This window comes from Sphingobacterium sp. CZ-UAM (assembly GCF_002000245.1).
Lineage (GTDB): Bacteria > Bacteroidota > Bacteroidia > Sphingobacteriales > Sphingobacteriaceae > Sphingobacterium.
Genome location: NZ_MTCM01000001.1, coordinates 1,341,350 through 1,357,062 on the forward strand (window position 1 = coordinate 1,341,350; position 15,713 = coordinate 1,357,062).

General features: G+C 40.7%; 13 protein-coding genes and 1 tRNA gene. 7 read left to right on the plus strand and 7 right to left on the minus strand.

The genetic code is table 11. The features are described 5' to 3' along the window. Window positions 1–71: 71 nt before the first annotated feature. The 3 genes from BWD42_RS05820 to BWD42_RS05830 all read right to left on the minus strand — a co-directional run bounded on the left by BWD42_RS05820 (window position 72) and on the right by BWD42_RS05830 (window position 1,941). Window positions 72–281: a hypothetical protein gene (locus tag BWD42_RS05820; protein ID WP_139351030.1), complete on the minus strand. Its 210-nt coding sequence runs from the start codon at window positions 279–281 to the stop codon at window positions 72–74. Window positions 282–348: 67 nt separating this feature from the next. After that, window positions 349–1,293: a homoserine O-succinyltransferase gene (metA, locus tag BWD42_RS05825; RefSeq protein WP_077434030.1), complete on the minus strand. Its 945-nt coding sequence runs from the start codon at window positions 1,291–1,293 to the stop codon at window positions 349–351. Window positions 1,294–1,407: 114 nt separating this feature from the next. Further along, complete coding sequence (locus BWD42_RS05830) at window positions 1,408–1,941, minus strand: TlpA family protein disulfide reductase (RefSeq protein WP_077434032.1); 534 nt, start codon at window positions 1,939–1,941, stop codon at window positions 1,408–1,410. A gap of 375 nt (window positions 1,942–2,316) precedes the next feature. Between BWD42_RS05830 and acnA the strand changes: the two genes are divergently transcribed. The 3 genes from acnA to BWD42_RS05845 all read left to right on the plus strand — a co-directional run bounded on the left by acnA (window position 2,317) and on the right by BWD42_RS05845 (window position 7,539). Further along, window positions 2,317–5,085 (plus strand): aconitate hydratase AcnA, encoded by a 2,769-nt coding sequence (gene acnA, locus BWD42_RS05835; protein ID WP_175991967.1) that lies wholly within the window; start codon window positions 2,317–2,319, stop codon window positions 5,083–5,085. 303 nt (window positions 5,086–5,388) lie between these two features. Then, window positions 5,389–5,955 (plus strand): pentapeptide repeat-containing protein, encoded by a 567-nt coding sequence (locus tag BWD42_RS05840; protein WP_077434036.1) that lies wholly within the window; start codon window positions 5,389–5,391, stop codon window positions 5,953–5,955. A 198-nt stretch (window positions 5,956–6,153) separates the two neighbouring features. Continuing rightward, window positions 6,154–7,539 carry a WG repeat-containing protein gene (locus tag BWD42_RS05845; RefSeq protein WP_077434038.1) on the plus strand — a complete coding sequence of 462 codons (1,386 nt, stop codon included), beginning with the start codon at window positions 6,154–6,156 and terminating at the stop codon, window positions 7,537–7,539. 73 nt (window positions 7,540–7,612) lie between these two features. Here BWD42_RS05845 and BWD42_RS05850 read toward each other — a convergent pair whose 3' ends face one another. Beyond that, entirely contained in the window at window positions 7,613–8,497 is an 885-nt protein-coding gene (locus BWD42_RS05850; RefSeq protein ID WP_077434040.1) for a DUF808 domain-containing protein, read from the minus strand. A 132-nt stretch (window positions 8,498–8,629) separates the two neighbouring features. Here BWD42_RS05850 and BWD42_RS05855 point away from each other — a divergent pair, with 132 nt between their 5' ends. The 4 genes from BWD42_RS05855 (at window position 8,630) to BWD42_RS05870 (ending at window position 12,128) form a co-directional block, all read left to right on the plus strand. Next, window positions 8,630–9,187: a DUF4256 domain-containing protein gene (locus tag BWD42_RS05855; protein ID WP_077434042.1), complete on the plus strand. Its 558-nt coding sequence runs from the start codon at window positions 8,630–8,632 to the stop codon at window positions 9,185–9,187. Between the two features lie 44 nt (window positions 9,188–9,231). After that, entirely contained in the window at window positions 9,232–10,092 is an 861-nt protein-coding gene (locus tag BWD42_RS05860) for a DUF6265 family protein (RefSeq protein WP_077434044.1), read from the plus strand. Between the two features lie 121 nt (window positions 10,093–10,213). Continuing rightward, window positions 10,214–10,672: a GyrI-like domain-containing protein gene (locus BWD42_RS05865; protein WP_077434046.1), complete on the plus strand. Its 459-nt coding sequence runs from the start codon at window positions 10,214–10,216 to the stop codon at window positions 10,670–10,672. 169 nt (window positions 10,673–10,841) lie between these two features. Further along, window positions 10,842–12,128, plus strand: a complete 1,287-nt coding sequence (locus BWD42_RS05870; protein WP_077434048.1) for a chloride channel protein — start codon at window positions 10,842–10,844, stop codon at window positions 12,126–12,128. Between the two features lie 168 nt (window positions 12,129–12,296). Here BWD42_RS05870 and BWD42_RS05875 read toward each other — a convergent pair whose 3' ends face one another. The 3 genes from BWD42_RS05875 to BWD42_RS24655 all read right to left on the minus strand — a co-directional run bounded on the left by BWD42_RS05875 (window position 12,297) and on the right by BWD42_RS24655 (window position 15,393). After that, a complete protein-coding gene (locus BWD42_RS05875; RefSeq protein ID WP_077435789.1) occupies window positions 12,297–13,718 on the minus strand; it encodes an RtcB family protein in 1,422 nt (473 codons plus the stop codon). 113 nt (window positions 13,719–13,831) lie between these two features. Beyond that, window positions 13,832–14,929, minus strand: coding sequence for a slipin family protein (locus BWD42_RS05880; RefSeq protein WP_254846185.1), 1,098 nt, complete (start codon window positions 14,927–14,929; stop codon window positions 13,832–13,834). A gap of 401 nt (window positions 14,930–15,330) precedes the next feature. Next, a tRNA-Thr gene (locus BWD42_RS24655) sits at window positions 15,331–15,393 on the minus strand. Window positions 15,394–15,713 lie beyond the last annotated feature (320 nt).

Here is a 15,713-nt window from a genome sequence, read left to right on the forward strand (position 1 = left end):
TAAGAAAAGTTTTGCTATTGTTCCTAATACAAAACATAGTTTTGCAGACAATTGAAGTAATATATATTAACCTATGTCTGTGTTTTGTTTTGTGTTGATTTACGGAGCAAAAGAAGGAAAATCACTAGGAAAAGTGCCACTCCACCCAGCCAAATCCAGGGGTTGGCATACCACAACGTGCCGTTTGCCTCCTTGAGCTTTTGATTTTCTTCAATCGGCACCTCTGCATGAAGTTTAATAATGGAAAATAGCAAACAAAACAGTAAAAACATTCTTTTCATATGATCTACTTTATATAGATAGAATGCTCCGCCAGCCTATTTTGTTTGCTTAAGATAAAATTTGTATTCAGTCTTTTTGTCTGATCTCACCCAGATGAACGACATCTTTTAAATCAAAAGGCGTTTCCTGGTACACAAAATAGTTGAGCCAATTATTAAATAACAAGTTAGCATGGCTCGTCCAACGCACCAAAGGTTGATTTTCCGGATTATCATCTCTATAGTAGTTCGCTGGCATACGAATAGTCTGACCTTTCTCCAAATCCCTTTTATATTCTTCATCCAAAGTAAATGGTGCGTACTCAGAATGACCAGTCAGGTAAAATTCACGACCACCACGGGAGGATGCGATGGCAATACCCGCTTCAGGAGACTCCGAAAGAATTTCTACCTCATTTTTGGCAAGTAGATCGTCTTTCTCAATGGTTGTATGCCGGCTATGGGGAATAAAAAACTCATCGTCAAATCCACGAAACAACGGATGTCTTTTGTCGAGAGCCGTATGTTTGAATACACCAAAAAGCTTCTCATCCAACGGTTTTTTCTCCACATCATAAAAATGATATAATGCGGCTTGTGACGCCCAGCAGATATACAAACTTGAAGTTACATGCGTTCTTGCCCAGTCAAATATCGTCTGAATTTCATTCCAATAGGTTACCTCTTCAAATCTGACCATTTCAACCGGAGCTCCTGTGATGATCATACCATCATAAAAGTTTTCCTTCACTTCACTTAGGCTTTTATAAAACATCTCTAAGTGTTCCTCGGGTGTGTTTTTTGAAACGTGAGTTTCCAATCGAAGGAACTCCATCTCAACTTGCAAAGGATTATTGGAAAGTAAGCGGATAAAATCGGTCTCTGTTGTGATCTTAAGCGGCATCAGATTGAGGACCAACACACGTAATGGTCGAATATCCTGCTCATTTGCCCTTAGATCACTCATGACAAAGATATTCTCCTTTTTTAAAAGCTCGATCGCAGGAAGGTTATTAGGAAGTTTGACTGGCATATATAAATTTCTCCTTATACAATTAGCATGCAAAATTAACAAGAAAATGGCAGAATACTAAATGAAACCGCAAATTTAAGTTTGCACCAAATCATAGCTTTTTTCCCGTTCAGATCATTCTTCGGTTAATTGTCGCAGGGCCTTTTGAAACTTCGTCGAGCCAAAATTCATCCCACCCACGTGCTTATTTACCAATTTGCCCGATTTATCTATAATGATGGTTGTGGGAATACTGGTCGTACGAAGATCTTTTGGTAATGCAGAGTTTAATTGATAGACCGGAAGACTATATTTTCTTTTCTTTAAAAACTTCTCCGAAGACTTCAGGTTACCGTCAACGTCCACTGACAGAAATATTATTCGGCTATTCCCTTGAAAATCTTTATATAGTTTATCCAGAGAGGGCATTTCTGCTAAACAAGGTGGACACCACGTCGCCCAAAAATTGATCAAAACAACTTTACCCTTGAGCTGGTTTAACGAAATCACCCTGCCCCTACTATCTTTGAAACTGACTTCCTCATACTTAAGGCGCAAGCTAGGATGTGTTGTCGGATCATTTCCATACGCATAACAAGATGTGTAGGCAGATGCCAACAACAATAAGATGCTGATCGTAACAGATCCAATTCTATTTTTTCTTTGCATATTGTTTCTTTCATGAAGGACACACAATCAACGTTTATTGTATAAACTGATTGTGTTCATCAGGCCAAACTACAATAAAATTTAATTTATCCTAGCATTTTAACTAAAACTCCATGCCAACAAAAGGCTAAACTTGAAGATTTAAATACATCAAGCTCATTTTAAACTGTCTTTTAACAAAAGCAAACAGCTGTAAAATAAAGACATAATAAGTTGTCCAACTGGGATCTAAACCCAACAAAACCAAATGGCGATTTATTCACAATCCCATTTTTTTTGGTGAAACGACCGATCGATTGCCGTGATCTGTCTAAAAGTTATTACAAACAAATTGGCAGATATGATTATTATATACTATATAATAAGTAAATCAATATGAGCAAGGAAAAATCAATCCAGGAAATCGAGATCAATGGAAAAGTTTATCAGTATAGTTCGCTAAGAAATCTGCCTGAGGGTGAGATCGGGCACCTGCCCTTCAGTATTCGGATTCTCCTGGAGAATGTGCTACGTAATTATGATGGATTTAGTATCACGGATGAGCATGTCAGCACATTAATCAACTGGACACCTCAGCCTGTCGATAAAGATATCCCATTCAAGCCAGCGCGCATTCTCATGCAGGACTTTACCGGTGTCCCTGCGGTGGTAGATATGGCCTCTTTACGGGCAGAATTTGTTCGGCATGGCAAGGATGGTCAAAAAATTAATCCAGCGATTCCAGTAGACCTGGTTATTGACCATTCCGTACAGGTTGATTATTTCGGCACCGAGTATTCCTACGACAAAAATGTAACATTGGAATATGAACGCAACCGTGAGCGGTATGAGCTTCTGAAATGGGCCCAAAAAGGCTTAAAAAATTTCACTGTTGTTCCTCCGGGGATGGGAATTTGCCATCAGGTAAATCTAGAATATCTCGCCAAAGGTGTTATTTCCCGTGATAATTGGTTATTTCCGGATACCTTAGTCGGTACAGACTCCCATACGCCCATGGTTAATGGTATCGGTGTCCTGGGTTGGGGTGTTGGCGGTATCGAAGCCGAAGCAGCAATGTTGGGACAACCCATTTTCTTCACCTGTCCGGAGGTTATCGGACTTAAGCTGACGGGTAGTATTCCCGATATCTGTACAGCTACGGATATGGTTCTTTCCATCACCAAAATTCTACGGGATAAAGGTGTTGTCGGAAAATTTGTCGAAGTCTTTGGGGAAGGATTAGATACCCTTTCTGTAACAGACCGGGCCACCATCTCCAACATGTCACCCGAATTTGGCTGTACGGTCACCTATTTTCCGATAGATGACCGCACATTGGAATATATGCATAGCACCAATAGAACCGAGCAGGAAATCAAGATTGTGGAAGAGTACTGCAAACAAAATCTGCTTTGGCGCACAGGAAAAGAACAGATCTTATACTCTGCCGTTGTCGAATTCGATCTAAGTACGCTCGAACCCACAGTTTCAGGCCCCAAACGTCCACAGGACAAAATTTTGGTCAAGGATTTAAACAATAAGTTTTCACAGCTTCTTGATAGCGAACACCATAGACAATACGTACCGATGCCACAACGTTCCGAATCAGCCTGGTTGGCAGATGGCGGATCGGGTACCGAATTTACTTTTGGGAAAGTACCTGTTGAACATGATTCACCACATCAAGTCATTTCGGAGTCCATACATGCTGTACGCATCAAACACAATCACAAGGAATATATTGTTAGTGACGGTAGTATCGCTATTGCTGCGATTACAAGCTGTACGAATACCTCTAATCCAACAGTCATGATCGGCGCTGGGCTATTGGCCAGAAATGCTATTGAGCGTGGGTTACGGACAAAATCCTGGGTAAAGACCTCCTTGGCACCAGGATCGAAAGTAGTCACACAGTACCTGGAACGATCGGGGCTCAATGCAGATCTTGACGCACTCAGATTCCACACTGTAGGCTACGGATGTACTTCCTGTATCGGTAATTCAGGTCCACTCCCACCACAAATTGCAGAAGCAGTGGAGAAAGGGGAATTGATCGTTGCCTCAGTATTGTCAGGGAATAGAAACTTTGAAGCAAGGGTCCACCCACAGGTAAAAATGAATTTCCTAATGTCTCCGATGCTGGTTGTTGCCTATGCCCTTGTTGGCCGCGTGGATATCAATTTGATGGAAGACCCGCTGGATTATGACCCGAATGGACAACCCGTTTATTTGAAAGATATCTGGCCAAGTCGTGAAGAAATTATGAAAACAGTCAACGAGTGCGTCAAACAATCAGATTTCCAAGAGGTCTACGACGTCATCTTTGACGGTTCTACGGATTGGCAGGATCTGGAAGTCAATCTTGATCAGAATTATCAATGGGATGACACATCGACATACATCAAAGAATCTCCATTTTTTGAAAACTTGCAGGCAGTTCCGGCACCTATTCAGGACATCCAGCATGCGAGAGTCTTACTTTATTTGGGCGACTCAGTCACAACGGACCATATTTCTCCCGCCGGATCTTTTAAAGAAGATACTGCCGCCGGAAAATACCTCAAGTTGCACCAGGTCAACAAAGAAGACTTCAACTCCTATGGCTCCAGACGAGGCAATCATGAAGTCATGATGCGTGGCACCTTCGCCAATGTGCGGATTAAAAATAAAATTACAGACCGGGAAGGTGGCTATAGCAGATATTTCCCAACGAATGAGGTAAAAACAGTATACGATACGGCAATGGAGTATCGCAAAACAGATACACCTTTGATTGTCTTAGCGGGAAAAGAATATGGATCGGGCTCGTCGCGTGACTGGGCAGCCAAAGGGACTTTTCTCCTTGGTGTACGGGCCGTAATTGCCGAAAGTTTTGAACGTATACATCGAAGTAATCTTGTCGGTATGGGTGTCGCTCCATTAGTCTTTATCAATGGAGAAAATGCAGAAACACTTGGACTTGATGGCACTGAAGTCTATTCCATCACCGGCTTAGCAAAAGAACTAATACCACATAAACTGCTAGACGTAAAAGCTGTACATGATAACGGAAACACGACAACATTTCAGGTCAAAGCAAGATTAGATTCTGCCATCGAAATTGAATATTTCAAGAATGATGGTATATTACAATATGTGCTAAGACAATATTTGAAGAACAATTAATAATAAATCCAACTGACTAACAGCACATTTTACAGATAAAAAGGGGCAAGATAAAAACTATGCCCCTTTCCACAACCTATATAAAACCTACCAGAGTTTCAATGGAAAATATTTCCGGCCAACATGCAATATTGTTCGGCAACTGCTCCAAAGTTACATCCCATAACAATCGTTTTTACTCCCTGAAGTCAGGTATTTTTTTTCGGCAAAATAAGCAATTATGTCAGCTATGCTTCCATTATCGAGCCTAAAAATGTATTTTCGCAGGCTATCGATCACAATATTTAAATAGAAGGATAAATCATGGATGAACTGGTAAAACAGACGATTTCTAAAGTAAGCTTCAATAGTGAATTGCAGCAAATTAAAGAATTTTATAAATGCACATTTGAATATTGCGATTTCCAAAATGCCGCATTGGTAGACATGATCTTTACAGATTGTCAATTTAAATCCTGTAATTTATCCAACATTAAGCTCCAGGGAACCCAATTGGATCATATCGTTTTTCAGGACTGTAAGATGTTGGGCATACAGTTCAACGAATGTAGCTCATTCGCTTTCCATATCGAAGTGAAAAATAGCACGCTCGACTATGCTTCTTTTTTCGAACGGAATATGAAAAAATTCAAATTTGACCAGTGTTCACTACAGCATGTCGATTTTGAAAAAGCAAACCTTCAACAGGTGATCTTTAAAGATTGCGACTTTCTCCGTGCCCGATTTGAACAATGCAATCTGGAAGGCTGTGATTTTCGTACCTCAGTTAATATCCAGCTGGATCCAGAAAACAATCGTATGAAAAAGAGCAAATTTGAATCAGAACAACTGCCCGGCTTGCTAAGCAAATATCAATTGCTGATCGATTGATGGAGAGCATTCCAGAAGAAATCTCTAGCGATAAATTACGAAATAACGGATTTCAGGGATAAAAGAGCCTGCTCTAAATCATCATATTTGCTTATCAATTTTAGGTAGATGAAAGGATAATGACCTTATTATAGTGAATATTCCTATGTATATGGGTTCATGATCGCTTCTTCACCACTAAAAAGCAAATTTATATAGATGAAAAAAACATTCTTATCATTCGCAATTTTATTGGCTACTAGTACAATATCCTTCGGGCAGGTCAATAAAGCGTTTAAAATTAATTACGCCATCGTATTCGCAAACAACAGTGAAGCTTCGGAACAAGAATCCCCTGTGTCGCTGTATGAAGCCTATGTCAGTAACGACAAGATAAAAGTCATTTCTTCGACGGAGGGACAAGAGTCCATTTTTCTTGCGAAAAAGAATGAAGATAAATCAACCATCCTTTATCCGTCTTTATCGAAATACATCGTGCACGAAGATGAAGCAACTTCCTTCTCTATAAAATTGGTTCCCGGTCAAACTAAAACCATTGCGGGTTATGCTTGCAAACTGGCACAGATTGAGCTCCCGAATATCGAAGATATCGAAGGTAATACCAACTTGTCCATCTGGTACAGCGAGAAGCTACCTGTTATCTATTGGGAAGGATTTGATATCTTCAAAAAAATTCCTGGGGCTGTGCTTCAGGTAACCACACCTCTGGGTGTGGATATTGTAGCACAAAGTGTAGCAAACAGTCAGTTAAATGATAATGACTTTATTGTTCCCGAAGACTATGATCAAGTGGAATCGATCTACGAAGAAGACCAGGAAGGTGAGGAAAGCAATCAAATGGCCGAAAATTTATACCTATTTGAAGATAGCACCTCTGGTCTTATGGGATTGCAAGATAATGCGCAGCAAATCGTCGTACCGGCTCAATATCATTACATTAGTCCATTTGTAGGTGAAATCAGTGTGGTGCAATTTAAAGATGAGAAATATGGCGCAATCAATCTTGCAGGAAAAGCCATTATCCCCTTTCGATACGAGTATTTAAGCTACGATGATAATTCGGGACAATTTCTATTCGGCCTTAATGAAAAATATGGCCTACTTGACAAGGCAGGAAACGTCCTGATTCCAGCAAATTACGATATGATCTCCTTTATCAATGGCGGTTATGCCGTTTTTCAGCAAAATGAAAAATATGGTATTTTAAATCAAGCTGGGAAAATCATTGTACCGGCTAGCTATAGTTTCATTTCTGAAAATAACGGTACACATTTCATTAGTGTCGAAAATGACAAATATAGTCTCATTGATATTAAAACAAACAAAGCATTAGCCCCCGCTTACGATTTTATTTCAGTAACCGAAGAACCCAATCTTTTTCTTGCGAGTAAAGATAGCAAATACGGCTATTTGAATGGCCAGGGGAAAATTGCCATTCCGTTTAACTACAGTGGTGCTACAGCATTTAGCGACGGCATAGCATCCGTTACAAAAGAAGGTTCAGATGATGTAATTTTAATCAATACAAAAGGGGAACAGGTTGAATTGGATGCAGCTGCTGAAGCGGTAGCCGAAGAAATCTAAGTCATAACGGGCTATTCAAAAAAATAGGGCTGGTAAAGATTACCAGCCCTATTTTGTTTATTTATTTACGCTATTAGTTCGCGCTTACCGCTTTCTTCTTGCCGAAAATTTTCTTACCTACCGTAAAAAGTAACACAGCGATAATACCGCCTCCCAAACCGAACAAGAGCTCTTTAACCATACCTGGGAAATTAGGCAAGGCATGATGTAGGAAATCTATATAATGGGAAAAGATACCTCCCGAAACCAAAATCAAGGCAATCGTACCTACCACAGCCAACAATTTGATAATAAAAGGCAGAGCGCGAACCAGTAATCTACCTAAACTGGCCAACGGACCTTTTTCTTTCCCGCTTTTAATCAACTTATATCCAGCATCATCCATTCTAACGATCAATGCCACAATGCCGTATACACCAACTGTCGCAAGTAAAGCAACCACACAGACTGTAATGATTTGCAAACTAAGACTTTTATCAAGTACCGTCCCCAATGCAATAATCACAATTTCTACAGAAAGAATAAAATCAGTCGTAATAGCTGCCTTGATCTTTGACTTTTCAGCCTCCATATCATTCTCCTCAATAACCTCCTCAACCTTAGATTCGCCCTCCTGATGTTTACGATGAAACAAATACTCAATAATCTTTTCTACCCCTTCGAAGGCCAGATAAAATCCACCCAAGATCAAGATATATTTGATGGCGATCGGAAAAAAGACATTCAATAACAATGCGATCGGGACAATAATCAATTTATTGATAAGTGAACCTTTTGTAATCGCCCACAGAACGGGCAATTCCCGAGATGCCAAGAACCCGGTCGCTTTTTCCGCATTCACGGCCAAATCATCACCCAAAATTCCAGCTGTTTTTTTGGTTGCTATCTTACTAGCAACTGCAACATCATCCATTAAAGCCGCAATATCATCTAATATTGCAAATATTCCTGAAGCCATATTTTATTAAAAATTTGAACGTAAAAATATAAATTTAATTCAATTCCCAAATAAGTAATTTAATTGGATTACAATAATCCCTATAAACAGATTTATTTTAATTGTGTATTTTAGATTCAAATTATACCAAATATGAAAAAATCACTTTCAGCTACGGATCAGGCAGCATTATACAAAGTGCTGAAGCAGCGGTTTGATACGAATATGAACAGACATCAGGATCTTGTATGGGAACAGATACAACATAAACTGGAAGAAAACCCGACCAAGATCTGGAGCCTACATCAAATGGAACAGAGTGGTGGCGAACCTGATGTGATTGGAATGGATCCGGTTAATGCTGCTTATTTGTTTGTTGACTGTGCCGAGGAAACCCCAAAAGGAAGAAGAAGTCTATGTTTCGACCAAGCTGCATTGGACTCCAGAAAAGAAAATAAACCTGTAGGCAGCGCTTTGGAAATGGCTAAACAGATGGGAGTCGAATTGCTGACAGAAGAACAATATCGACAGTTACAAACACTGGGGCAGTTTGACCTGAAAACATCAAGCTGGATACAGACACCGGCCGATATCCGTAAACTCGGAGGCGCCCTATTCTGTGACCGACGTTATGATCATGTTTTCACCTATCACAATGGTGCTATCTCCTACTATGCCGCGCGTGGCTTTCGGGCGGTATTATACGTTTAACCAAAAAAGAATAACAAGCTAATTTAAAATAGATTACATCAAAAATGAAACAGTCTATAATCTTATGGCTTAGCCTCATCTGTATCTTGTTTTCGCGATCAGTATTCGCGCAAGCCCCCTTTCCCGCATTTCTCCAGGGCACCTGGAAAGTAGCCGATAAAGAACGCTATGAACACTGGGACCGCATTAGTGATATGGAATTAAAGGGTGTTTCTTACAGCATTAAAAATGACCAAAAAATCGTCAGTGAGTATCTGAAAATCAAAAAACTCGGTGACAAAGTTATTTACACCGCTTTGGTAATCGGTCAAAATAACGGAAAAGAAATAGACTTTGAATTGACTTTTAAGGATAGCACTTATTCGTTTATCAACGAGCGCCACGATTTTCCCAACCGAATACGTTATAAACAGCTTGTCGGAGACCGTATTCATATTTCAGTTGAAGGAAAATCCGGAAAAGCACATACTTTTTATGTCCACAAAATAAAAAATGACAGTCTGAGTGACAACCCTAATTATGACCGCGACTTAGCCGCCAAGTTGAGCGCTGACGATTATGGAATGAAAAGTTATATTTTCGTGCTGCTAAAAACTGGCCAAAATAAAACCACAGATAAACAACTGATCAGCGAAAGCTTTAAAGGACATATGGAAAATATTGGCCGTTTGGTCAAGAATGGGCAGTTGATTGTAGCGGGCCCATTTGGAAAAAATGACAGTGGCTTTCGAGGTCTTTTTATTCTGAATAATATCGCTACAATAGAACAGGCCAAAGAAATACTTCAGACAGATCCGGCTATTAAAAATGGCCTTTTGGAAGCTTTATACTATTCTTGGTACGGCTCAGCAGCATTACCCGAATACCTACCTTTTTCTGAAAAAATATGGAAAAAAGCACATTGATACTAGCCTGCATAAGATTTTGAGTCCATTGGGAAGAAACAATTTTTTTTCGATCCAGCATTTACTAATGACAAACTGCTGTCAGCTGTCAGATCTATTTTTGAGAAAAATATAAAAACGCATGGAAAATAGATCTATCCCTTCTTTTAATATTATTGGAATTGCTATACGTACAAGCAATCAGAACAATCAAGCCGCCAAAGATATTCCTGAACTATGGGCCAGATTTTTTGAAAACGATATCATGAGCAGGATTCCGAATAAAGTTTCCAATGAGCTCTATTGTGTTTACACAGAATATGAAAGGGATCACACCTTACCCTACACAACCTTATTGGGTTGTAAGGTTGCCCATCTTGATGATCTCCCCGAAGATATGGATGGCCTACGCATCGAAGAAAGCCGGTATCATCATGTTGAGGCAGAAGGCAACCTGGCGGCAGGTATCGTTTATGATGCCTGGTTAAACATCTGGGAAGCCGATCTTCCAAGAGCATTTTCAGCAGATTTTGAAATATACGGTGAGAAAGCACAAAACCCAGAGCAGGCAAAGGTCGATATTTTCATTGCGCTTCAATAGTCCAAAATTCTGTTACACTATTCGTCAGGGCAACAACATTCAAACCTGTTGAAGCCCTGACAATTTTTATTTACTTTCCTGTGAATGTAACAAAACGTATGTCGGACCTCTCTTGCATTTATTTTAGCCAAAATATCTTTTACCTTTGTGCCGATTTAATTAAACTAAAATGCAGGACACCACAGCCCACCGTAAGAAAATCGTACGATACAGCTACATAAAATTAATCGGAAGTTCAGTTTTGGTAAGCCTGATCTGTTGCCTACTCGCTTACAGCCTGAAACATATGACCGGATATGTGCAGGAAAAAATAGCTGAAGGCGTTTTAAACTGGGATCCTAGACTATTTATCCTCTTACCAAGTGTGGGTATTACAGCGATCTATTTTTTACGAAAATATGCTTTTCAAAACCGGAAAAACAAAGGAATCAAGGAAATTTACACAACGTTGGAAACCCGGAAGGATCATTTGCCTTTTTTCAAAATACCTTCCCATTATATCAACGGCTTTTTGACCGTTATTTTTGGTGGATCAACCGGGATTGAAGTTTCTACTGTAGTAGCCACAGCCACCGTGGGAAACCAGGCCTATAAGCGTCTTCACCCTGCTTGGGCCTATAAAACAGAACTGATCTGCGCGGGCGTTATTGCCGGTGTAACACTATTATTCGGCAGTGCGCTTGGAGGCTTGTTATTTGCCTTTGAAGTCATCGCCAGAAAATACAACAAAACACTATTGATCAGTGGCATCAGTTCCATGTTGGTCGCCGCGCTATTCGTACACTATATGGATAACAGTCCTTTGTTCAACTTTGCAGCGAAGCAATGGCAATGGCAGGCTGTCCCTTTTATCGTGGTACTAGGCTTAATCGCTGGTCTATTAGCCTTGTATTTTACTAAAATTGTGATCTACGCAAAATCTTTCTTTGCCGGAATAAAGAATAATTTTATCCGGGTCAATTTGGGAGCCGTTACAGTGGGAATCCTGATCTTCTTTTTGCCTGCCCTATATGGCGACAGCTATCACGGTCTCGGAGAGATCCTGGAAAGCAGTTTACATGGATCTATCAATTGGCTCTACTTTCTGCCGTTACTGCTATTAGTCCTGTTAAAACCGCTTGCAGCAGCACTTACCTTAGGGGCTGGTGGTGATGGTGGTGTCTTCGCCCCCAGTATTGTCACAGGCGCACTTTTAGGTGTACTTTTTGCGCAACTTTGCAATCACTATCTGGGCACCCATCTTATTGTCATTAATTTTGCGCTATTTGGTGCCGCAGCGATGCTTTCTGCTGCCATCCATGCGCCATTTACTGCAATTTTCATTATTGCCAGCATCGTCCCTTCAGGTTATCTACTATTTGCACCCTTATTGGTGGTCTGTGTCATCGCTAAAATACTTGCCCAAAGGATCTATCCTTATAATGTATATACCTACAAGGAAGTCGCCCATAACTAGCAGCCAGCATTGGCTTCAAGGGGCTGTCTCCAAATTGAAAATTGTAAATGTAAACCAAAATTAAATTTGGACAACAGCTTTGAAAATACTAACAAACAAGAAAAAGGATCAAAATTCACTAAGAATTTGATCCTTTTTTATTTGATTTAATGAAGCTTCAAAATACGACTAATCCTCGCGGCTACCATCATCAGCCATACGGACAATTTTTGGTGAGAACTTTGCGACGACGTCCACCAACTCCTCTTGCGAGGCCATGACGGTATGGATGTCTTTGTAGGCCATGGGTGCTTCATCCATCCCGGCTCCCAAAAGCGTAATCCCCCGATCAGCAAGCATATCTTTCAACTCAGTAGCAGCGAGCGTCTTGATTGCTTGTGTACGGCTCATCAATCGTCCTGCACCATGAGATGCCGATTGGATAGCAGCCATCTCCCCTTTTCCGCGCACCAGAAATCCAGGAGTAGCCATGGAACCTGGGATAATTCCCATCACGCCTTTTGCCGCAGGAGTAGCCCCTTTTCGGTGTACCACAACCTCCCGGTCATTCCAGGTCTCCTTCCACGCAAAATTATGATGGTTTTCAATTTTCGCTAGCAATTCCGCCCCCAAAGCATCTTTGATCTTGTCATGAATAACTTCATGGCAGGCTGATGCATAATCACCAGCCAGATTCATTGCCAACCAATATTCTTGTCCTTCCATTGTATTTAAGTCCAGATAAGCCAGATTTTGAGCTTGATAGGGCAACTTACATAAAGTCTTCGCCAATTTGGTATAGTGAGCAGCCACAGTTGCGCCTAGACCCCGGGATCCCGAATGTGTCAACAAACCCAGGTAAAGTCCTTTCTCAATGTTCAGCTCCGCATCCTTTTCAACAAACTCCACAATCCCAAATTCCACAAAGTGATTCCCTCCACCGGAAGAACCTAACTGTGTCCATGCCTTATCTTTTAAGGATCTAAGCAGATCATTTTCTGCAAACAATTTATTGTCCAGGACGGCATGATCCACACGTTCATGCTTCAGATAGCCATTGCCGGCACCAAATCGCGTATGTTTCAGAATAGTCTCTTTTAATGTCGCCGTATCTGTATCCAATAAGGATGCTGGCAGATCAAAGATGGACAAAACCATTCGGCAACCAATATCAACGCCAACTCCGTAAGGAATTACAGCATTATCGGTGGCCAATACACCACCGATCGGCAGTCCGTATCCTTGATGGGCATCGGGCATCAAAGCGCCAGCAACCGTAACCGGCAGCTTCATGGCTACTTTCATCTGTTCTTTAGCTCCTGCTTCTATTCCGGACGCGCCATAAATTGTATATTCCACAGGATCTTCATTCAAAGCAATTAATGTGGCATCAACAACATCCTGTCCTAGTATGGACTCTGCCAACACACTGAAAATAGTATCTTCAGTATACGCTGTTGGATTTTCCAGCACAGATTTAAATTTGGCTAACATTTCTGCTCGCGTAAAACCATGTCGCTTGCTGTTGATTTTCAACGCAGCACCCAATGTATGGTTCTCTTTATATCCTAATGCAATCAGATCATTGCCATTAATTCTTTTATTTTCCATTTTTATCTTTTTTAACAAGGGGGATCTTTCCAGTCCCAAGCAGGTAGCAACACATCTTTACAATTGCTACCCGCACCTCTTTTGTCCTCAATTTTATTAACTTCCCTTTGTCGCTACTTTACAAACAACTGCTTTAATTGATCTACAATCTGCCCATTGCCCGAAATAGAAATGTTATTGATCCTTTCGGCAATTTTCTCCACATACTCCATTTCCTTCAATTTAAACAACATCGCATTCTCCTCCATAAGTTTTGCCGTATTCAGCAAACTTCTAGTCGAAGCAGTTTCTTCACGGCGCATAATAATATTTGCCTGAGCGCGCTTTTCAGCGATCAACACCTGGTTCATGATATCACGGACATCCCCTGGCAGAATAATATCTTTGACTCCGCAAGTTAATAGACGTAAGCCTAATCCAGCAATATACTCCATCGTATTTTGCAAAATATAAGTGCTTATCTCCGTCTTCTTGTCCATCAGTTCATCCAGCGTCATTTGACCGATATAGGTCCGGAGATTTAACTGCATCACGGCATACAATTGCTTTTCATATTCCTTATTATCCAACAGCGCTTTGACGATATCAACGATTTGATATTGTAAAGTGAAATTGATCCGTATTTGTGCTTTGTCCCGCGATAGAATCTCCTGACCCACCACATCCAAAGTTAACACACGCATATCTGCCTTTGACACCGCAATTGTCTTTGCGTTCTTCCACCAGCAATACGTCCCTGAATCCAAAATTTCTGTAAACACGCCATCAACAAAAAGTAATCCTTTCTCATTTGGTTCAACTTTGTATTGACGGATATAATAAGCCAACGTTTGCTTTTCAAACAATTGACGGTTGACAGAAACTGGTATTTCGATCTCCGAAATATCCTCCAGCTGAAATTTGCGTGATTGCAACCCTTTCCAGAACACATGTCTACCTGCCGCTAAGGTCTTTTCAAAATTATTGCTTAAGAAAACCAACGCAATTTCCGTATCCGCCACTTCAACAATATCCACCAGTTCACGAAAGCCCTCCACCTGCAAGAGCACATCAATGTTATGGTTAGACGGAAACGAATTTGCCCTATTGTATGTCTCCAGTTTCTCACCAAAACCCAACCAGTACTTACCGGCTTCCAATACACGGATAACTTGGTTATTTTTAACCACCAATCCAATCTCATTGACATTTACTTGTACTCTTTTCATCATATTTATTGTTTATACTATTTTCTAATGACAAAACTTGCTATGAGCTGCCCATCGATGCCGAGCGGGATCAAAAAGAGCCCATACGGAGCTTTACCGTAGAAGCGTTCGAAATGACCGCCTGAGCGATCCACGACAACGCTCTTCCTGTATCGTCTCTGTATGAGATGTTCCCGATCACGGGCTCACCACCGACTGCGATGAAGAAAAACGAAGTTCTCCTCCCTGCCGGACAGACTATAGCAAGCTTTATTTAAATCACCTTTTTAAAGAAGGTATAACTTTCAAAACCAGAACCTAAATTCTGTGCAATACCCTTATGCTATTCCATCCGAAAATGGAAGTGGGATTCGAACCCACACGATTGAGTTGTTGTTCTAACCAAGCTGAACTATCCTGATTGCTCAGGAGCAGGAGTCGAACCTGCGACCTACAACGGAACTGCCGTGCTCTACCCTTGAGCTACCTCTTTCGAGGGAAGGATTCGAACCTTCAACCCTGGTGGCAACCTTCTCTCATTCTCCTTTTCTTATCAGTATATTGAGTCCCATCGGGAACAATACTATCCTGCTATACAGAAACAGGAGACTAGGATGCAAATCAAAGAATAAGAGTCTTTTTATACTTCTCCTAAAAAGAAGTACATATCTTAAAAGCATTTTGCTAGTTTTCATCAAAGAACGTTTATCATTGCTGACATTACAAAGATCGCTCTGTTAACGTGCAGACCATTTGCGCAATGAAATAAAACACAAAGAAAATAATAAAAATAAATGCAACACACTGA